Below are 18,879 nucleotides of genomic sequence, written 5' to 3'. Positions count from 1 at the left end.
CCACTACGTCCCCATGCTGCAGAAACTCCGCGACAAGACCTCCGGCTGGATCGCCACGGTGATCCTCGGGCTGCTGATCATCCCGTTCGCCTTCTTCGGGCTCGAGCAGTACATGGTCCAGCGCAGCAACACCACGGTCGCCACCATCCAGGCGCCGCCGACGTGGTGGGCCGACGCGCCGTCCTTCTGGCCGGTGTCGGTGTTCTGGCGCCACGAGGAGATCAGCGTCGACGAATTCCGCCAGCGCTTCGAGCAGGTGCGGCAGCAACAGCGGGCCGAGCTGGGCGACGCCTTTGACGCGCGTGACTTCGAGAGCGCCGAAACAAAGCGCATGGTGCTGGAGACGTTGATCGACCAGCGCGTCCAGGCGATGGCGGCCGAACAGGCGGGCGTGGTGGTCAGCGATGCGATGGTACGCGACGCCATCCAGGCGATCCCGGCGTTCCAGGTCGATGGCCGCTTCGACCCATCCCGTTACCAGCTCGCGCTCGCCTCGCAGGTGCCGGCGCAGACGCCGGCGCAGTTTGACCAGCTTGTGCGCGAAGGTCTGCAGCAGAGCCTGGTCACGACCGCGATCGCCAACAGCAATTTCGTGACCGACGCTGAACTGGATCGCCTGATCCGCCTGATGGGCGAGCGGCGTGACGTGAGCCTTCTGGTCGCCCCGCCGGCCGCGGCTGACACCACCGACGTGTCCGATGCGGACGTGCAGGCGTGGTATGACGCCCACCTGGCCGACTACCGGGCACCGGAGCGGGTGGCAATCGAATACATCGAGCTCGACATGGCGGCGCTGCCGGCGCCGGCTGCGGCCGATGAAGTGGCACTGCGGGCGCGCTACCAGCAGGAGCAGGACAAGTTCGCTTCGCAGGAGCAGCGCCACGCCTCGCACATCCTGATCGAGGTGGCGGCCGACGCCGATGCCGAAGCCCAACAGGCCGCGGCGGCGGAAGCGGCCGAGGTCGCGGGCCTCGCGGCGGCCGAAGGCGCGGATTTCACTGCGCTGGCGGCCCGTTACAGCGACGACGCGGGCTCCAGTGCCGCTGGTGGCGACCTGGGCTGGATCAGCCGCGACATGATGCCGGGCCCCTTTGCCGAAGCGCTGTTCGCGCTGGAGCCGGGCTCGGTGAGCAAACCCGTCAAGACCGATTTCGGCTGGCACGTGATCAAGTTGCACGAGGTCAAGGCCGGTGCGCGTGAGTCCTTCGAAGAAGTGCGCGAGACGCTGGCGGCCGAGCAGGCCGAGGCCGACCGCGAACAGGCCTTCAACGACATCTCGTCGCAGGTCGTCGATGCCGTGCTTGCCAACCCGGGTGCGCTGGCACCGGCCGCGGAGATCGCGGGCGTGCAGGTGCAGAAGCTTGGTCCGTTCGCTCGCACGACGACCGAGGGCGTGGCGGCACACGCGGCAGTCCGCAACGCGGCATTCTCCGAAGTACTGGTGGAGGACGGCACGGTCAGCGACCCGATCGAGGTCGGCCCCGGCCGCAATGTCTGGATCCGCGTAACCGACCACCTGCCCGAAAGCGCCCGGCCGCTGGCGGAAGTGCGTGAGCAGGTGATCGCGGCCATCCGTGCCGACCGCTCGAGGCAGGCCGCCGAACAGCGCGCCGGTGCCCTGCTGGCCAAGCTGCATGCGGGTACCACGCTGGCAGCGCTGGCCGAGGCCGAGTCGCTGCCGGCGCCGCAGTCGGTCCCGGGCGTGCCACGTGGCGCCCCACTGGTCGACGCGTCGGTGTCGCAGGCGATCTTCGCCACGCGGGTGGACGGGACGGAAAAGCCGGCGCACGGGATGCAGGTGCTCGATGACGGCACCATCGTGCTTTTCGCGGTGGAGAAGGTCACCCCCGGCGACATCGCCGAAGTGCCGGCGGCGCAGCGGGAGATGCTGGCCCAGCAGGTCGCGCAGTTTGCCGGGGCGAACGACGTCCAGGCGCTGGTGTCGGCGTTGCGTGCCGGGATGGAGATCGAGGTGGTCGAAGAAAACCTCTGATCCGCGACTCAGAACAAAAAAAGCCCGGCTTCGCGCCGGGCTTTTTCGTGGAGCAGCGGGCCGCTCAGTCCTCGTCGCCGATGCCGGTCATGCCGAGGATGTTGTACCCCGAATCGACGTAGGTGACTTCGCCGGTGATGCCCGCGGCCAGGTCCGAACACAGGAACGCGGCGGTGTTGCCGACGTCCTCGATGGTGACGCTGCGGCGCAGCGGCGCGTACTGTTCGAAATGGCCGAGCATCTTGCGGAAGTTCGCGATACCGGCGGCCGACAGGGTCTTGATTGGGCCGGCGGAAATCGCGTTGACGCGGGTGCCCTCCGGGCCGAGGTTCAGCGCGAGGTAGCGCACCGTCGCCTCGAGGCTGGCCTTGGCCACGCCCATCACGTTGTAGTTCTGCAGCGCGCGCTCGGCGCCCAGGTAGCTCAGGGTCAGGATCGCGCCGTTGCGGTGGGCCATCAGCGGGCGTGCGGCCTTCGCCATCGCGGCGAGCGAGAACGCCGAGATCTCGTGGGCGGTGTTCCAGTTCTCCCGGGTAAGGCCGTCGAGAAACTCGCCCTCGATCGCCTCGCGCGGCGCGTAGGCGATCGCGTGGACCAGGATGTCGAACCCGTCCCAGCGTTGGCCGAGCTGCTCGAAGCAGGCGGTGATCTGGTCGTCGCTGGACACGTCGAGGGGCAGCACGATATCGCTGCCAAGCGCGGTGGCGGCCTTCTCGACACGCGGGCGCAGCTTGTCATTGAGGTAGGTGAATGCCAGCTCGGCACCCTGGCGGTGCATGGCCTCGGCGATGCCGCTGGCGATCGAGCGGTCGCTGGCGATGCCGGTGATGAGTGCGCGCTTGCCTTGCAGGAAACCCATGATTGCTCCTCGATGCTCGTGGCGGCCGGGCAGGGCCGGCAATCCGCTAGTTTAACCACCCGCTGCGGGCACGATGTGCCCGGTGGCACGCGCGGCGGCGTTCAGTCGTCGCCGGCGGCGCGGCCCGCCTGGACCTGGGTTGGGGATCCATTGACCGTGGATTCGGCCCCCTCCGCCCGGGCGATCGCCGGCTGCGTTTCCGCGTCCGGCGCTTCGTCGACCACGAGCGCGGCGTAGGCCGGGGTCGGAACGAGCAGGTGCACCGCGCCCCCGTCGTGACGGATCCGCCCGGCAACGAACGCCGGGTTGAGCCGGCGCAGTCGCCGCGGGTCACGACCGTTGGCGTCCGCCCAGACGTCGACGCGGGTCACGTCGGCGGCCACCGGGACGGCCTCCAGCCGTGGCACCGGACGATCCAGCGCCTGCATCCACTGCTCCTGGTCCTCGGCCTCTTCGAGCAGGCAGGCCAGCGCCTGCAGCTTCCGCACGTAGGCGTGGGTGATGCCCGCCACGCCGGGCAGCGCTTCGGGCTTGGCATCGCGCGCGACCTGGCCCGACTTCCGCAGCGCGCCGAGGATGCGGTACTCGCCGGCGTTGTATGCCATGGCTGCCAGGCGCCAGTCACCGGCGAACATGCCGTGCAGGGTCTTGAGGTAGCGGACCGCCGCGCGGGTCGAGTCCACCGGGGACAGCCGGCCGTCGTAGCCACCGCGGATCGGTACTTTGTGGTTGCGTGCGGTGAGCTTGATCATCTGCCACATGCCGGCCGGCCCGAGGGGGCTGCGGGCGTCGGGCTTGTAGCCGCTTTCAACGAACGGAATGAGCGCGTACTCGCTTGGCAGGCTGGCCTTCTCCAGCGCGTCCAGGACATAGCCGAACAGCGCCAGCGTGCCCTCGTCCGGCTGGGCGAGGCGGCCGGGTGCGGCGGCGAAGTGGGTGCGCCAGCGCTCGCTCACGCCAGCCGGGCAGGCCGGTGCCGACAGGCCGTCGCGGAACTGCCGGTAGATGTCATGGCCGGTGCGTGCCTCGGCTGCCGCCACCGGTCCGGCGATCGCGCCGGGGCCTGCGGCCGCGCTGGCCGCTGGCGTTGCCAGCATCCCCATCGACGCGCTGCACACCACCGCCAACGCGAACCTCCGCGTCCGGCCCCTCATGCGGCGAATCCGTCCTTCCAGCGCCGCAGGCCGGCGAACACCGCGGTCGCATCGGCCAGCGGCTGGCCAACGTGGCGCTCTACTGCAGCCACTACGGCCGGCTCGCCGCAACGCAGGAACGGATTGCACGCGCGCTCATCGGCGATCGTGCTGGGCAGGGTCGGGCGTGCCTGGTCGCGCATGGCCTGGGCCTTTTCGGTTCGGCGTCGGAGCGCCTGGTTGTCGGGGTCGACCACGCGCGCGAAGGCGGCGTTGGACAACGTGTACTCGTGGCCGCAACACACCCGCGTGGAAGCGGGCAGGGCGGCCAGGCGCGATAGTGAATCGTGCATCTGCGCCGCGCTACCCTCGAAAAGCCGCCCGCAACCAAGGCTGAACAGGGTGTCCCCGCAGAACAGCAAGCGCTCCGCCGGGCCGTCGTGGAAGAACGCGACATGGCTGGTGGTGTGACCCGGGACGGCGATCACGTCGAAATGGAGGCCTGCGGCGCGTACCGAGTCGCCATCAGCGACGCGTTGTGTCGCCACTTCGATCCGCTCGTCATCCGGGGCGAGCACGGCGATCGACGGCCAGCGCGCCCGGAGGCGCGCGGCGCCGCCGATGTGATCGTGGTGGTGGTGGGTGAGCAGGACGGCGTCGACGGCAAAGCCGCCCGCGTCAGCGGCGTGCAACACCGGTGCGGCATCGCCGGGGTCGACCACCAGTACGCCCGTGGCGCTTCTTACCAGCCAGATGTAGTTGTCGGACAGCGCGGGGAGTGCGTGCAGCTGCATCGGCGGCTCCTTGGGGGATGCGCCCGGTCTGGCGCAGAATGACCCGTCGCCATCCGGTGGCGAGGCTTCGCGACCATGCCCCTGACCGTGCCCGATCGTCAAACCGGGATCCACGCCGAGCCGCTCGACTGGTTCGGCGGGGTCGCGGGCCTGCGCCTGCTCGACGACGAAGCGCGTGCGGTGCAGCGCGTGATTGCCGCCTGCCCGGCGCTTCCGCGGCTTTGGCTGGGGGTGGGGGCCGCGTCGACCCCCCAGGTCGGCAACCGCGGACTGGCGTTGCGCCGTGGCGCGCAGTGGGATGGATCGATCCGCTGCGGCCTGCCGTTGCCGCTGGCCAGCGAGGCGTTTGGTGCGGTGTTGTTGCAGCACGTGCTCGACGATGCCGGCGCGCCCGATGTGCTGCTGGGTGAGTGCGCACGCATCCTCGCCCCCGGCGGAACGCTATGGCTTGCCGCGCTCAACCCGTGGACCCCGTATCGCCTGCGCTGGGCGCGCAGTGGCCTGCGTGCGCGCGACCCGGGTTACTGGCAGTCGGCGTTGCGGCGCTGCGGATTCCCCGGCGGCGCGGTGAGCCTGCAATGGATCGGGTCGCACTGGCGCGAGGGTTCCGGCGGCGCCGGCGTCGGCGCCACCGATCGGCTGCGGGCGAGCTTCGCGCTCACGGTCAACAAGCGCGAGCGTGCCGTCATCCCGCCGGCGCGCCTGCAGCATTTGCGTTGGCAGGCCGGTCGCATTGCCGCCGCGGCGGACGCGCACTGCGAGGCGGCTGCACCGATAATGCGCGCATGACGAATGCGAAGAAGCAGGTTGAGATCCACACCGATGGCGCGTGCCTGGGCAACCCGGGTCCCGGCGGATGGGCCGCGCTGCTGCGATGTGCGGGGCGCGAGCGCGAGCTGGTCGGCGGCGAGGTCGACACCACCAACAACCGGATGGAGCTGATGGCGGCCATTGCCGCACTCGAGGCGTTGACCGCGCCGTGCGAGGTCGTGCTGCACACCGATTCCCAGTACGTGCGGCAGGGCATCACCCTGTGGATGGCCAACTGGCTGCGGCGCGGGTGGAAGACCTCCGGCGGCGACGCGGTGAAGAACCGGGACCTGTGGGAGCGGCTGCATGCCGCCGCGCAGCCCCACGTGGTCGACTGGCGCTGGGTCAAGGGCCACTCGGGCAACCCCGACAACGAGCGCGTCGACGTGCTGGCCCGCGACGAGGCCATCAAGCTGCGCACCGCGGCGGCCGTGCATGCCCGCTGAGGGTCGGCGACCCCGGCCGGCTCGCTTACACTGACGCCCATGCGCCAGGTCATCCTCGATACCGAAACCACCGGACTGAGCTGGGAGCGCGGCAACCGCGTCGTCGAGATCGGTTGCGTGGAGTTCATCGAACGCCGGCCGACCGGGCGGACCTTCCACCGCTACCTCAATCCGGATCGCGAGTTCGAGCAGGGCGCGCAGGAAGTCACCGGGTTGACGCTGGAGTTCCTCGCCGACAAGCCGCGCTTTGCCGAGATCGTCGACGAGTTCCTCGAGTTCATCGATGGCGCCGAACTGGTGATCCACAACGCGGCATTCGACGTCGGCTTCCTCGACAACGAGTTGCGGATGGCCGGCGCCTCCTACGGCTGCCTGGGCGACCGTTGCCGGGTCGAGGACTCGCTGCTGCTCGCGCGCCAGCGGTTCCCCGGGCAGCGCAACTCGCTCGACGCGCTGTGCCGACGGCTCGGTGTCGACAACGCGCATCGCCAGTTGCATGGCGCGCTGCTCGATGCCCAACTGCTGGCCGAGGTGTACATCGGCCTGACCTCGGGCCAGGAAGAGATCGGCTTCGATGCGGCGGCGCCAGCGGTCGAGGCGGTTGCTGTACCGCGCTTCACCGCCGATACGTCCCGGCCGCGGCCGCGCATTGCGGTGGCGGCGGGCGAGCTGGCCGCGCATGAGGCCCGCCTGGCGACGCTGCGCAAGAAGGCCGGGCAGGCACTGTGGGACCGGTTCTCCGAACCGGTGGCGGCCGAGCCGCAGGAACCCGCACTGGCCGGCTGACCGGTTTGGCGCCGGTCAGTGCCGACGCACCAGCACGACGGTCACGTTGTCCGAACCCCCGCCATCGAGCGCGGCTGCGACCAGCCGGTCCACGCATTCCTGCGCGCTGCAGTCGTCCTGCTCCAGTACCTGCGCGATGCTGCGGTCGTCGACTTCCTCCGTCAGGCCGTCGCTGCACAGCAGCAACTGCATGCCGGGGCGAAGCTCGCCGGTCATGGTTTCGACATTGAGGTTGCGCGGGTCGGTGACCCCGAGCGCCTGGGTGACGACGTTGCGGTGCGGGTGGCTGCGGGCCTGCTCGTGGGTGATCGCACCATTGGCGATCAGCTCCTGCACGTAGCTGTGGTCCTGCGACAGTTGCGCCAGCTGGCCGTCGCGCCAGAGGTAGATGCGGCTGTCGCCGACCCAGGCGACCTCGAACCGGTTGCCGCTGATGCGTGCGGCGACCACGGTGGTGCCCATCGGCAGCGCGTCGTGGCGACGGCGCGAGGTGCGCATGATCTCTTCATCGGCGATCCGGATCGCCTGCGCCAGCGGGGTGCCGTCGCGCACCTCGCGGACGATGGATTCGCGGGCGATCGCACTGGCCACCTCGCCGTACTCGTGGCCCCCCATGCCGTCGGCCACCAGCCACAGGCCCAGCTCGCTGTCGCCGTAGTAACTGTCCTCGTTGAGCTGGCGGCGCAGGCCGACGTGCGTCAGGTGTCCGAATTCGATCATGTGTCGGTCATGCCTGTCGCGGTCGGCTCTTCAGATGGTTAACGGAATCATCGGGGCGGTCCGGCCTTGAGGCAAGGCGCACAAAAAAAGGGCTGCCGAGGCAGCCCTTGCGATCTGGCGGAGAGGGGGGGATTCGAACCCCCGGTACGCTATAAACGTACGCCTGATTTCGAATCAGGTACATTCAACCACTCTGCCACCTCTCCGGTTGCAGTCGAGCCGGAAATGATACGGGCGACCGCGCAACTCGGCAAGGTCCCCGGTGGCGCGGCCCCGGCGCGCGATAGACTGGGCGCTCCCTTTGGCAGAACGGCGGCGTCATGTCCGAAATCCTGGTCCCGGTGTCCTTTGGTGAACTGCTCGACAAGATCGCGATCCTGCAGATCAAGTCCGAGCGCATGAACGATCCCGCCAAGCTGGCCAACGTCCGCAACGAGCTCTCCGCGCTCGAGAAGACCTGGATGGCGCATCCGGCCGCCGGCACCGACATCGTCCGCCTGCGTGCGGAACTGAAGACGGTCAACGAGCGGCTGTGGGAGATCGAGGACGACATCCGCCTCAAGGAAAAGGCGCAGGCCTTCGACGAGGGCTTCGTCAAGCTCGCCCGCAGCGTCTACTTCGAGAACGACGAACGCGCGCGCATCAAGCGCGAGATCAACACCGCGCTGGGTTCGGCCTATGTCGAAGAGAAGTCCTACGAGGACTACAAGGGCGGCAGCGCCTCCTGAGTTCCGTTGGCGGTTCAGGCGGGGTGGTCGGCGCGATAGCGCTCGAACGCCGCGATCGCATCGTCCACGGTCACCAGCTCCATAACGCCGTCGTGCTCGATCTTGGTGCCCCATTTGAGCTCCGCCGCCGGCTTGCCCAGGTAGCGCCGTGCCGCTGCGTCGTAGCGGTCGACGCAGTAGCGACGGTCCGAGTACGGGCCGCTCCGCGCGGGGTTGCTGGCCGCATGCAACCCCAGCACTTTGCTGCCCATCGCATTGGCGATGTGCATCGGGCCGGAATCCGGGGTCATCACCAGGTCGGCGCGTTCCAGCAGCGCCGGCAGTTGCTTGAGCGTGTCCTTGCCGACCAGGTCCAGTACCGGTGCGGCCATCGCCGCGATGATCGCGTCGGCGGTATCGCGTTCCAGCTGGCTGCGGCCGCCACACAGCACCACCCGCCACCCGCGTGAGGCGGCGTGGTCGGCCACGGCGGCGTAGCGGTCGGCCAGCCAGTTGCGACGCACGTGGCTGGAGCAGGGGGAAATCATGAGCACCGGAACGCCGTCGGCAGGCCACTGGGCGGCGGCCCACTCACGCGCCTCCACCGGCACCGGCAGGTCCCAGCGCACCTGCTGCTGGCGAAGTCCCAGCGGCTCACAGAAGCTGCCGATCGCGTCCAGCACGTGGATGCCCGGCCGGTCCGGGATCCGGCGGTTCACGAACAGCCCGTGGCCATCCTTCGCGCGCGCGCGGTCGTAGCCGACCCGCACACGTGCCGGGATGAAAGCCGACAACAGGTTGGCCCGCGCGGCGACCTGCATCTGCAGCAGCACATCCGCGCGGCCGCCGCGCGCGCGCAACTGCCGGCGCAGCGCGCGCATGCCAGCCAGCCCCGACTTCTTGTCGTACTCGACGAACGCCACGCCTTCGAGTCCTTCCAGCAGGCGGTGCTCGCCCTTGCCAATCACCCATGTCAGCGCGACCTCTGGCCACGCCGCTCGAAGCGTCCGCACCAGGGGCACCACGTGGGTCACGTCGCCCAGCGCCGAAAGCCGCAGCAGGCAGATGGAAGCAGGTGCGGGCGGGATGTGAATTGGTATGCTCCGGGAGATGACGGGGTATGACGCCGCTGAAGGACTGACGCCGTTCCGGGACGACAGCGGGTTCGGCGCGATTCTGTTCGACCTCACAAGGGTGCGGCAAGTCGAGCCGGAGTGGTTCACGCCGGCCTGGTGGGAAGACCGGGCGCGTCCGGTCGAGAGCGGCGGGCGCGGCGGTGCGTGGTTCATCGACGCCGACTTCGGGCCTGCGGTACTGCGGCGCTACCTGCGCGGCGGCCTGGTCGCCCATATCAGCCGCGACCGCTACCTGTGGCGCGGCGCGGCGCGGACCCGCAGTTTTGCCGAGTTCCGCCTGACCCGGGCGGCGGCCGAGAAGGGCGTGCCGGTGCCGCGGCCGATCGCCGCCTATTACCGTCGCGAAGGTGCGCACTACCGGGCCGCGATCCTGATCGAGCGGCTGCCCAACGTGCGCACGCTGGCCGACCGCTCCGCGGTGGCCGGAGACGGGGCGCCGTGGGAAGAGGCGGGCCGGCTGGTGGCGCGTGCGCACCGGGCCGGGCTCGACCACGCCGACCTCAACGCGCATAACCTGATGTTCGATCCGACCGGCAAGGGCTGGGTGATCGATCTGGACCGGAGCCGGCTGCACATCCCGGCCACCGGCTGGCGCGAGCGCAACCTCGCCCGGCTGAAGCGCTCGTTGCTGAAGGTGCGCGGCGAGCGTCCGGCCGATGCCGTGGAGCGCGACTTCGCGCGCCTGCGCGGCGCCTACGACAGCACCTGGGCAAAGGGGTACTGAGATGGCCTGGTCGCTGCGCCTGCACGGGGTCGGCAACGCATCGGCGGTCGAACTGGGCTCGGCGATGGCCACGATCGAACGCGATGGTCGCCCATGGTTGACCATCGATTGCGGCGGCGAGGGCCTGACCGCCTGCATGGACGAGTACGGCGAGGCTCCGCGGGCGCTGTTCATCACCCACACCCACCTCGACCACGTCGCCGGGTTCGAGCGGCTGTTCGTCGAGAGCTATTTCAACGAGGCGCGGCGCGGCCGGGTGCGCGTGTACGTGCCGGCGCGGCTGGTACACCTGCTGCACCAGCGCGTGGGCGACTACCCCAACCCGCTGGCCGAGGGCGGCGCGAACTTCTGGGATGCGTTCCAGGTGATCCCGGTGGGCGATGCGTTCTGGCACGACGGCGTGCGGCTGGAGGTGTTCCCGACGAGGCACCACTGGCCCGACACCGCCTTCGGCCTGCGCCTGCACGGCAGCCTGGTCTGGACCGGCGACACCCGCCCGATCCCCGAGGTACTGGCGCGGTTCGCCGACGCCGGTGAACTGGTTGCCCACGACTGTGCGCTGCACGGGAACCCGTCGCACAGCGGGATCGAGGATCTGGAACGCGAGTACCCGCGCGCGCTGCTCGAGCGCTGCCTGCTGTACCACTACGCCAGCGCGGCGGAGGGCGAGGTACTGGCGGCGCGCGGCTACCGGGTCGGCCGGCCGGGGGAGCGGGTCGCGCTGCGCGACACGACGGCGATGCGGGCGGGGTAGGCGCTCTCGGCACGTCCGGCGTCGCGAATGGCGATGGCCCCGCCGGCTGACCTCGGCACCCGCGTCAGTCGATACCGTTGCTGCCTTCCGGCCCTGGCGGAGTTTTCGACCTAGCGTCGCGAGGGGCCGACGGGGCCACCATGGATGGTTGCGGTGAAGCTGCTGCGTCCGTGCAAACCTGAAACTGCGTGAACTGGCGGAGAGAGGGGGATTCGAACCCCCGAAGCGCGGTTTAGACGCTTACACACTTTCCAGGCGTGCTCCTTCAACCACTCGGACACCTCTCCGCACCTGGGCCACGCAGCCCCGAATGCGGCATCCGGCCGCCAACAGGGCCGCAAATTCTAGCTGTCGCGGGGGCTGTGGACAAGGGCGACGTGCCAGGCCGCAGGTGCCGCGCGATGGCCGTGGCACAATGCCGGGACCGGCTGCGCGGCGCGTCCGCGCCCGCAATCCCGCCCCCCGCCGCTCAACCAGGGATCCCGATGTCCTATCTCGTCCTCGCCCGCAAGTGGCGCCCCCGGCGCTTCTCCGAACTGGTCGGGCAGGAGCACGTGGTGCGCGCGCTGAGCAACGCGCTCGATACCGGCCGCGTCCACCATGCGTTCCTGTTCACCGGCACCCGCGGCGTCGGCAAGACCACCATCGCGCGCATCTTCGCCAAGTCGCTCAACTGCGAGCGTGGCACCTCGGCCGAACCCTGCGGCGAGTGCAATTCCTGCAAGGACATCGACGCCGGCCGCTTCCTCGACCTGCTCGAGATCGACGCGGCCTCCAACACCGGTGTCGACGACGTCCGCGAGGTGATCGACAACGCCCAGTACATGCCGTCGCGCGGGCGAATGAAGGTCTACCTCATCGACGAGGTCCACATGCTGTCCAAGCCGGCGTTCAACGCGCTGCTTAAGACGCTCGAGGAGCCGCCGGGGCACGTCAAGTTCCTGCTCGCCACCACCGATCCGCAGAAGCTGCCGGTGACCGTGCTGTCGCGTTGCCTGCAGTTCAACCTCAAGCGGCTCGACGAGGACCAGATCGGTGGCCAGATCACCCGCATCCTCGAGGCCGAAGGCATCGCGGTTGAGCCCGGGGCGGTGCGCCAGCTCAGCCGCGCCGCCGACGGGAGCCTGCGCGACGGCCTGTCGCTGCTCGACCAGGCCATTGCCTACACCGGCGGCCAGCTGACCGACGCGGCGGTGGCCACCATGCTCGGAACGGTGGACCGTACCCGCGTGGGCGCGCTTCTCAATGCACTCGCCGGCGGCGACGGCGAGGCCCTGATGGCCGAGGTGGCCGCGCTCGCCGAGTTCTCGCCCGACTGGTCCGGCGTGCTGGAGGCATTGACCGAGACGCTGCACCGGCTGCAGGTGCGCCAGCTGGTGCCGGCGGCGGCGATGGAGGCCGACGGCGTCGCATTGGATGCGCTGGCCGATGCGGTCCGGCCCGAACTGGTCCAGCTCTGGTACCAGATGGCGCTGCATGGCCGCCGCGACCTGCCGCTGGCACCGAGCCCGCGCGCCGGATTCGAGATGACCGTGCTGCGCATGCTGGCCTTCCGGCCATCGGGCGGGGAGGGCGTCCGCGCCGGTATCCCGTCTGCCCGGGTGCCGTCATCCGCGGCCACTACGCCAGACGCTGCATCGCCGACGGTCGCCACGACGCGTGCAGCGGTCGAAATGCCTGCACCGCGCAACGAACCGCCTGCCCCCGAGGTCATCCACGAGCGGGAAGCGGCGCCGGTTGCCGAAGCTTCCGACGAACCGCCGCCCGTCGCCGCACGTGCCGTCGACGAGGACCGCGCCGCCGACGGCATCGTCGACGAGGACGGCTGGATCGACTGGGTCGGCGGCAGCACGCTGCGCGGGCCGGCCCGGGTGCTGGCCGAACACGCGGGGTTTATCGGCAGCGAGGCCGGCGTGCTGCGCCTTAGCCTGTCCGCCGACGACGAGATGCTCAAGCTGCCGGTGCTGGTGGACGAGATCGCCGACGCACTCGCGCCGGTGTTCGGCAGCCGCCCGCAATTGCGCTTCGAAACCGCCGACAGCCCGGCCCAATCCCTCCGCCAGCGTACCGAGCGCGCGCGCGATGAACGCCAGGCAGCCGCCGAGGAAGCGTTCATGGGCGACCCCGAGGTCCAGCGCCTGATCAACGAGCACGGCGCGCGCCTGGTGCCGGATTCCATCCGCCCCTACGACGCCGCCTGACACCGCCCCATCCTTCAACAAGACGAGTACACGAACATGCGCGGAAACATCGCCCAACTCATGCAGCAAGCGCAGAAGATGCAGGAAAACATGCAGCGCGCGCAGGAAGAACTGGCCAGCATCGAGGTGACCGGCAACGCCGGCGGCGGCATGGTCAGCGTCACCCTGACCGGCCGCATGGAGTGCCGCAAGGTGCGCATCGACCCCAGCGTCATCACCGATGCGGAAATGACCGAGGACCTGGTTGCCGCCGCCATCAACGACGCCGTCAACAAGGTCAACGCGGCCTCCCAGGAAAAGATGGGCGCGGCCACCGCGGGCATGCAGCTGCCGCCCGGCATGAAGATGCCGTTCTGATCCTGCCGCCTCCGCATCGATGACGTCCCCCTTGCTCGAACAGCTGGTCGAGGCCTTCCGGGTCCTGCCCGGGGTTGGCCAGAAGTCGGCCCAGCGCATGGCCTACCACGTGCTCGAACGCGAGCGCGCCGGGGGTCGGCGGCTTGCCGATGCGCTCGCCGCGGCGGTCGAGAAGATCGGCCACTGCGTGCGCTGCCGCGACTTCAGCGAGGAGGAGGTCTGCGCCACCTGCGCCAGCGCTTCGCGCGACGTGCACCAGCTGTGCGTGGTCGAGACGCCGGCCGACCGGCTCGCGATCGAGCAGGCAACCGGCTATCGCGGCCTGTACTACGTGCTGCAGGGGCGGCTGAGCCCGCTGGACGGCATCGGCCCCGGTGAGCTTGGGCTGGACCGGCTCGGCGCGCGCCTGGCCGAGGGCGAGGTATCGGAGATGATCATCGCGACCAACCCCACGGTCGAAGGCGAGGCCACCGCCCACTACCTTGGCCAGCTGGCGCGCCAGCACGGCGTCCGCCCCAGCCGCCTGGCCCATGGCGTCCCGCTGGGCGGCGAGCTGGAGTACGTCGACCGCGGGACGCTGTCGCACGCGTTCGGCACCCGCAGCGAGATGACCTGAAACGACCCCGGAGCACACCCATGACCGACGACACCATCTTCGGCAAGATCATCCGGCGCGAGATCCCGGCCGACATCGTCCATGAGGACGAGCACCTGATCGCCTTTCGCGACATCGCGCCGCAGGCACCGGTGCACGTGCTGTTCGTGCCCAAGACGCCGGTCGCCACGCTCAACGACCTGCAATCGTCCCAGGCGGACATCATCGGGCGGCTCGCGCTGGCGGCTGCCAAGTACGCCAGGCAGCAGGGCTTCGCCGAGGATGGCTACCGGATCGTGATGAACTGCAACGAGCACGGCGGCCAGACCGTGTTCCAGATCCACATGCACCTGCTCGCCGGTGCCCCGCTGGGCAGGTTCGGCACGCCGCAGCGCGTCGCCGACGCCGGCTGACCGCTTTCGCGCCCGGTTAAGCCTCGCCGGGTTCTCCTGCTTGCCGCCCCCATTCCCCTCATACAGACTGCCGGCATGACCTTCCGCTTCGCGACACTCATCCTCGTGCTGGCCCTGTCGGCCTGCGGCTTCCACCTGCGTGGCGCAATGGCGCTGCCGTACAACCTCGATCCGGTGAAGGTGGTCTCGACCGACCGCTACAGCCCGCTCGCCCTGACCCTGGCCGAGGCGCTGACGCGTGCCGGTGCCACGCCGGCAACCGCCGACACGGAAAACCCGGCGGTCCTGGAACTGCTGGCCGAGCGCTGGGGCGATACCCCGGTCAGCGTCGACGAGCGCGGTCGCGCGCAGGAGTTCAGCCTGCGCTACGCAGTAGTGTTCGAGCTGCGCAATGGTGACGGCACGCTGCTGGTGCCGCGGCAGAACATCGAACTCTCGCGCGACTACATTTCGGTGCCGGAGGCCTCCATCGGCACCGAGGGCGAGCGCGACATCCTCGTGCGCGAAATGCGCCGGGAGATGGCCGCCTCGGTGTTGCGTCGTATCGACGCGGCCGCCTCCGAGGGCGGTGTGGTCGGCGCCGACAAGGTGTTCATCGAGTTGACCGAAGCGGCCGAGGCCGCGATGGAAGCCGCCAACGCGATGCCGTTGCCCGACGTGGAAACGGAGCCGGCGGCCGACGCCGCCGACGACAAGGCGCCCGCCCAGCCGGCGCCCGAGCCCGACCCCGCGAACTGAGATGGAGCTGAAGCCGGAACAGCTGGCCGCCCAGCTCGAAGCCGGCCCGCTGTTGCCGGCGTACCTGATCGCCGGCACCGAGGTCCTCCGCGTGCTGGAAGGCGCCGATGCGGTGCGTGCGGCCGCCCGCGCCCAGGGCATCGACGAGCGCGAAGTGCTCGAGTTCGATGGCCGGCAGAGCGAGGACGACTGGAACGCCCTGCACGCGAGCCTGGCCGCGCCGAGCCTGTTTGCGAGCCGCCGCCTGATCGAGGTGCGCATCCCCTCCGGCAAGCCGGCCAAGCCGGGCGCGCAGATGATCGTCGACTATTGCCAGGCGCCGCCGCCGGACGTGGTGCTGCTGGTCACGACGGGCGACTGGTCGAGGAAGCATTCCGGCAAGTGGAGCGACGCCATCGGCCGCATCGGCAAGGTCGCGGTGGGCTGGCCCGTCAAGCCGCACGAGCTGCCCGACTGGATCGGTCAGCGCCTGCGTTCGCGTGGCCTGCAGGCCGACCGCGACGCGATCCAGCGGCTGGCCGAGCGGGTGGACGGCAACCTGCTGGCTGCCGCACAGGAAGTCGACAAATTGGCCCTGCTGGCCGACGGCGGGCGCCTGGACGTGGCCCGGATGGACGCCCTGGTGGCTGATGCGGCGCGCTTCGACGTGTTCCGCGTGCTCGACGCGGCCATGAACGGCCAGGCCGCACAGGTGGCGCGCATGCTGGCGCGCCTGCGGTCCGAAGGCGAAGCCGTGCCGGCACTGCTCGGCATGGTGGTGATGGAACTGCAACGCACCGCGGCGCTGGCGCGGATCAAGGCGGCCGGCGGCAACCTGTCGACCGAGTTCAAGGCGCAGCGCATCTGGGACTCCAAGCAGCCGATGTACCAGCGCGCGCTGCAGCGCCACCCTGCGCCGCGCTGGGATGCGTTCGTGTCGCAGGCGGGGCGGGTCGACCGCATCGCCAAGGGACGTGGTGTCCGGGGCGAGGACCCGGCCGACGCATGGCTGGCGCTGGAGCGGCTGCTGCTGGCCGTGGCCGAACCCCGTGCGACCCGGATGCTCGCGCGTGCCTGAGGTCGCCGTCCCGGCGCCTGCGTTGACCGTGTTCTACGGCGGCACCTTCGACCCGGTCCATTGCGGCCATCTCGGCGTGGCCCGGCATGCGCGCGACCGGCTGGACGCGACGATCCGGCTGATGCCCGCCGCCGACCCGCCGCACCGGGCGCCTCCGGGCGCCGATGCGGTCCACCGGGCGCGGATGCTCGACCTCGCGGTTGCGGGTGAGCCGCGGCTCACGGTGGACCGGCGCGAGCTGCAGCGGGCGACGCCCTCGTACAGCATCGACACGCTGCACGAGGTCCGCCGCGAACTGGGACCCAAAGCCCCGGTCGCGCTACTGGTCGGCGCCGACAGCCTGCTGGGCCTGTCGGGCTGGAAAGACTGGCAGGCCCTGTTCGGCCTCGCCCATTTCATCGTCGCCGAGCGTCGTGGCGTCGATATCGGCCGTTCGGTGCTGCCCGGACCGCTTGCGGAATTCCTCGCCGATCGCTGGACGGACGCCGTCGCAGCCTTGCACCAGGTGCCGGCGGGTCGGGTGCTGCGACTGCGCCAGCCGCTCCAGGACGGCTCGGCCACCGAGATCCGGGCGCGGGTCGCCGCCGGGCAATCGCTGGACGGGCTGGTGCCCCCGGCGGTGGCCGCCTACATCGCCCGTCACCACCTGTATGCAGCCGGGAACGCATCCTCGGCACGGTTATAATCCGCCTCCACCCGTTCCCAGAGTCCGCACTTGACCACACCCGCCCAAGTCATCAAGACCCGCCTGCCGAGCCCCCCACCCGCCGTCGAGGACCTGCTGCAGGCCGTACGCGAAGCGGTGGCGGAGCTGAAGGCCAAGGACACGGTCGAGATCGACGTGCGAGGCAAGAGCAGCGTCACCGACTTCATGGTGGTCGCCTCCGGCACGTCGTCGCGCCACGTCAAGTCGATCGCCGACGAGGTGGTCAAGTTCGCCAAGCGCCTGGACGTGATGCCGCTGGGCGTGGAAGGCGAGCGCGAGGCCGAGTGGGTGCTGGTGGACCTGGGCGACGTCGTCGTCCACGTGATGTTGCCGCGGGTGCGCGAGTTCTATGCGCTCGAGCGCCTGTGGACGGTCGGCGACGAGCCGCCGGAAGGCATCGACGAGTACGGCGACGACCACAGCGACGAGCAGGCTGACGACGGCTACCTGCGCGACAACTGATTCGCGCGGAGCGTCATCGCCTGCATTGACGGCGCCTTCGGGCGCCGTCCTGCGTTTGGGCGTGCACCGGTCGCACCGTAGGATGCCCGGATGAAAGCGAAACTGATTGCGGTGGGCGAGCGCGCGCCACGCTGGGTGGCCGAGGGTTTCGAGGAGTACCGCAAGCGGTTGTCGCACTGGTTGCCGCTGGAGCTCGTCGAAGTCGAACCCGGCATCCGTGGCAAGAACCGCGACGTCGCCCGGGCGACCGCGGACGAGGGCGCGCGGGTGCTCGCCGCGTTGCCGAAGTCGCCGCTGGTGGTCACGCTCGATGGTCGAGGACGGCCGTGGAGCTCCGAGCAACTGGCGCAGCGGCTCGAGCACTGGCGCGGGCAGGGCCGGGACCTGGCGTTGCTGATCGGCGGGCCGGAAGGCCACGCCGACGACGTGCTGGCGCGGGCGGACGAATCCTGGTCGCTGGGCCCGCTGACGCTGCCGCACATGCTGGTCAGGCTGGTCGCCGCCGAGCAGCTGTACCGGGCGGCAGCCATGCTCGCCAACCATCCGTACCACCGCGCCTGACCTGGGAAGGGCGCCGCGAATTCGCGGCGCCCGGGCCCTCACCGCAGCGAGAACGTGATTGGCACGCGCCCGATCGCCTGCACCGGGCGGCCGTCGCGCACCGCCGGCTGGAACCGCCAGTGGGCGAGCACGTGCCGCAGCGCCGCGCGATCCAACTCCCGTTCGCCACTGCTGCCGACGATGCTCACCTCCAGCGGCGTGCCGTCGACGTCGACGAGGACCTCAAGCAGCACGGTGCCCTCGATACCCGCACGCAATGCACGGCGCGGGTAGGGCGGCGGCGGCGCGGCGGCGTAGCGAAGTGCTGCACCGGACATCACCGCGACAGAGGTTGCACTGGCCGGGACGGCCGGCGTTGCATCGGGCGTCGCGGGGAGGGCCGGCAGATCGCCCGTCACCGCGTCCACCACCGGCTGCGGGGACGGAACCTGGGTGACGTGCCGCGGAGTCGGCGTCGCCGCGGGCTGCGGCGTGACCCGCGGCTGTTCGACCGGTACCAGGATCGGTTCGATCCGCGGCTCGGGCACGGCCGGCAACCAGTCGACCTCGGTGCGGGTCACGTCCGGCCCCGGGGCGACGATACGCAGCGGCACCATCAACAGCATCAGCAGTACGACATTGATCGAGATCGCGCCCGCACCGGCCGCGATCCGGTTCCCGTCCAGCCCCGACAAATGGCCGCCGTGTCCACGCGAAAGGCCTGCATGCACCATGGTCCACCTCCTCTGTCTGCCGTTGTAGGTTGCAAACGTGCGGGCGCGGCGGGCGGGGTTACGGATCGTCGGGACGACCCGGGGTTACAGCTTCATGCACGCCGCGCCCACGTCTTGAACCTCCTCCGTACGCTTGCGTACAGCAAGAGACTGCCGAGGAACGGCCCGGCCCCGGCGACGGACGGCAGCGCGCGTTGTGCAAGCGCCCCGTGAG

Annotated in this window: 22 protein-coding genes, 2 tRNA genes and 1 other RNA gene; 16 read left to right on the top strand and 9 right to left on the bottom strand. The window is 70.2% G+C overall.

The genetic code is table 11. From position 1 onward, the window contains the following. Positions 1-13: 13 nt before the first annotated feature. Positions 14-1,993, top strand: coding sequence for a SurA N-terminal domain-containing protein (locus tag KOD61_RS09065; RefSeq protein WP_215218382.1), 1,980 nt, complete (start codon positions 14-16; stop codon positions 1,991-1,993). Between the two features lie 64 nt (positions 1,994-2,057). Here KOD61_RS09065 and KOD61_RS09060 read toward each other — a convergent pair whose 3' ends face one another. The 3 genes from KOD61_RS09060 to gloB form a co-directional block, all read right to left on the bottom strand. Continuing rightward, complete coding sequence (locus KOD61_RS09060) at positions 2,058-2,852, bottom strand: enoyl-ACP reductase FabI (protein ID WP_215218381.1); 795 nt, start codon at positions 2,850-2,852, stop codon at positions 2,058-2,060. Between the two features lie 101 nt (positions 2,853-2,953). Further along, the gene (locus tag KOD61_RS09055; protein WP_215218380.1) at positions 2,954-4,006 is read right to left on the bottom strand and encodes a lytic transglycosylase domain-containing protein; all 1,053 of its coding nucleotides are present in this window, start codon (positions 4,004-4,006) and stop codon (positions 2,954-2,956) included. Next, the gene (gene gloB, locus KOD61_RS09050; protein ID WP_215218379.1) at positions 4,003-4,779 is read right to left on the bottom strand and encodes a hydroxyacylglutathione hydrolase; all 777 of its coding nucleotides are present in this window, start codon (positions 4,777-4,779) and stop codon (positions 4,003-4,005) included. The genes KOD61_RS09055 and gloB overlap by 4 nt, the downstream gene beginning before the upstream one ends. Positions 4,780-4,854: 75 nt before the next feature. On the opposite strand from gloB, the gene KOD61_RS09045 reads away from it, so the two are divergent. Genes KOD61_RS09045 through dnaQ form a run of 3 tightly spaced genes read left to right on the top strand, consistent with a single transcriptional unit; the run spans position 4,855 to position 6,821 of the window. Beyond that, positions 4,855-5,568, top strand: a complete 714-nt coding sequence (locus tag KOD61_RS09045; RefSeq protein WP_215218378.1) for a methyltransferase domain-containing protein — start codon at positions 4,855-4,857, stop codon at positions 5,566-5,568. Beyond that, positions 5,565-6,035, top strand: coding sequence for a ribonuclease HI (gene rnhA, locus KOD61_RS09040; protein ID WP_215218377.1), 471 nt, complete (start codon positions 5,565-5,567; stop codon positions 6,033-6,035). Before KOD61_RS09045 ends, rnhA begins: the two co-directional genes overlap by 4 nt. A gap of 39 nt (positions 6,036-6,074) precedes the next feature. Beyond that, positions 6,075-6,821 (top strand): DNA polymerase III subunit epsilon, encoded by a 747-nt coding sequence (gene dnaQ / locus KOD61_RS09035; protein ID WP_215218376.1) that lies wholly within the window; start codon positions 6,075-6,077, stop codon positions 6,819-6,821. 15 nt (positions 6,822-6,836) lie between these two features. Here the strand turns inward: dnaQ and KOD61_RS09030 are convergent, their stop codons facing one another. Both KOD61_RS09030 and KOD61_RS09025 read right to left on the bottom strand, forming a co-directional pair. Then, positions 6,837-7,541 (bottom strand): Stp1/IreP family PP2C-type Ser/Thr phosphatase, encoded by a 705-nt coding sequence (locus KOD61_RS09030; RefSeq protein WP_215218375.1) that lies wholly within the window; start codon positions 7,539-7,541, stop codon positions 6,837-6,839. Between the two features lie 115 nt (positions 7,542-7,656). Next, positions 7,657-7,747 (bottom strand) — tRNA-Ser (locus tag KOD61_RS09025). A gap of 114 nt (positions 7,748-7,861) precedes the next feature. Here KOD61_RS09025 and KOD61_RS09020 point away from each other — a divergent pair. Continuing rightward, entirely contained in the window at positions 7,862-8,269 is a 408-nt protein-coding gene (locus KOD61_RS09020; protein WP_215218374.1) for a DUF6165 family protein, read from the top strand. Between the two features lie 14 nt (positions 8,270-8,283). On the opposite strand, the gene KOD61_RS09015 is transcribed toward KOD61_RS09020, so the two are convergent. Then, positions 8,284-9,336 (bottom strand): glycosyltransferase family 9 protein, encoded by a 1,053-nt coding sequence (locus tag KOD61_RS09015; RefSeq protein ID WP_215220353.1) that lies wholly within the window; start codon positions 9,334-9,336, stop codon positions 8,284-8,286. Between the two features lie 22 nt (positions 9,337-9,358). Between KOD61_RS09015 and KOD61_RS09010 the strand changes: the two genes are divergently transcribed. Together KOD61_RS09010 and KOD61_RS09005 are read left to right on the top strand one after the other, a co-directional pair. Then, complete coding sequence (locus tag KOD61_RS09010; RefSeq protein WP_215218373.1) at positions 9,359-10,108, top strand: 3-deoxy-D-manno-octulosonic acid kinase; 750 nt, start codon at positions 9,359-9,361, stop codon at positions 10,106-10,108. Position 10,109: 1 nt separating this feature from the next. After that, a complete protein-coding gene (locus KOD61_RS09005; RefSeq protein WP_215218372.1) occupies positions 10,110-10,862 on the top strand; it encodes an MBL fold metallo-hydrolase in 753 nt (250 codons plus the stop codon). Between the two features lie 36 nt (positions 10,863-10,898). Here KOD61_RS09005 and ffs read toward each other — a convergent pair. Together ffs and KOD61_RS08995 are read right to left on the bottom strand one after the other, a co-directional pair. Beyond that, positions 10,899-10,995: signal recognition particle sRNA small type (gene ffs, locus KOD61_RS09000), an RNA gene on the bottom strand. 61 nt (positions 10,996-11,056) lie between these two features. Next, positions 11,057-11,149 (bottom strand) — tRNA-Ser (locus KOD61_RS08995). 198 nt (positions 11,150-11,347) lie between these two features. On the opposite strand from KOD61_RS08995, the gene dnaX reads away from it, so the two are divergent. The 9 genes from dnaX to rlmH all read left to right on the top strand — a co-directional run bounded on the left by dnaX (position 11,348) and on the right by rlmH (position 17,952). After that, positions 11,348-13,063: a DNA polymerase III subunit gamma/tau gene (gene dnaX / locus KOD61_RS08990; RefSeq protein ID WP_215218371.1), complete on the top strand. Its 1,716-nt coding sequence runs from the start codon at positions 11,348-11,350 to the stop codon at positions 13,061-13,063. Positions 13,064-13,099: 36 nt separating this feature from the next. Continuing rightward, entirely contained in the window at positions 13,100-13,420 is a 321-nt protein-coding gene (locus KOD61_RS08985; RefSeq protein WP_215218370.1) for a YbaB/EbfC family nucleoid-associated protein, read from the top strand. Between the two features lie 19 nt (positions 13,421-13,439). Further along, positions 13,440-14,036, top strand: a complete 597-nt coding sequence (gene recR, locus KOD61_RS08980; RefSeq protein WP_215218369.1) for a recombination mediator RecR — start codon at positions 13,440-13,442, stop codon at positions 14,034-14,036. Between the two features lie 20 nt (positions 14,037-14,056). Then, complete coding sequence (locus KOD61_RS08975; protein ID WP_215218368.1) at positions 14,057-14,428, top strand: histidine triad nucleotide-binding protein; 372 nt, start codon at positions 14,057-14,059, stop codon at positions 14,426-14,428. Positions 14,429-14,503: 75 nt separating this feature from the next. Then, the gene (locus tag KOD61_RS08970; protein ID WP_215218367.1) at positions 14,504-15,166 is read left to right on the top strand and encodes an LPS-assembly lipoprotein LptE; all 663 of its coding nucleotides are present in this window, start codon (positions 14,504-14,506) and stop codon (positions 15,164-15,166) included. A 1-nt stretch (position 15,167) separates the two neighbouring features. Next, positions 15,168-16,223 carry a DNA polymerase III subunit delta gene (gene holA, locus KOD61_RS08965; protein WP_215218366.1) on the top strand — a complete coding sequence of 352 codons (1,056 nt, stop codon included), beginning with the start codon at positions 15,168-15,170 and terminating at the stop codon, positions 16,221-16,223. Next, a complete protein-coding gene (gene nadD / locus KOD61_RS08960) occupies positions 16,216-16,908 on the top strand; it encodes a nicotinate-nucleotide adenylyltransferase (RefSeq protein ID WP_215218365.1) in 693 nt (230 codons plus the stop codon). The genes holA and nadD overlap by 8 nt, the downstream gene beginning before the upstream one ends. A 30-nt stretch (positions 16,909-16,938) precedes the next feature. Beyond that, positions 16,939-17,391 carry a ribosome silencing factor gene (gene rsfS, locus KOD61_RS08955; RefSeq protein ID WP_215218364.1) on the top strand — a complete coding sequence of 151 codons (453 nt, stop codon included), beginning with the start codon at positions 16,939-16,941 and terminating at the stop codon, positions 17,389-17,391. Between the two features lie 90 nt (positions 17,392-17,481). Continuing rightward, positions 17,482-17,952 (top strand): 23S rRNA (pseudouridine(1915)-N(3))-methyltransferase RlmH, encoded by a 471-nt coding sequence (gene rlmH / locus KOD61_RS08950; RefSeq protein ID WP_215218363.1) that lies wholly within the window; start codon positions 17,482-17,484, stop codon positions 17,950-17,952. 38 nt (positions 17,953-17,990) lie between these two features. Here the strand turns inward: rlmH and KOD61_RS08945 are convergent, their stop codons facing one another. Then, positions 17,991-18,665, bottom strand: a complete 675-nt coding sequence (locus KOD61_RS08945) for an energy transducer TonB (protein WP_215218362.1) — start codon at positions 18,663-18,665, stop codon at positions 17,991-17,993. Between the last annotated feature and the right edge of the window lie 214 nt (positions 18,666-18,879).

The organism is Lysobacter luteus (genome assembly GCF_907164845.1).
GTDB lineage: Bacteria > Pseudomonadota > Gammaproteobacteria > Xanthomonadales > Xanthomonadaceae > Novilysobacter > Novilysobacter luteus.
This window is presented reverse-complemented; position numbering and strand designations above follow the sequence as displayed.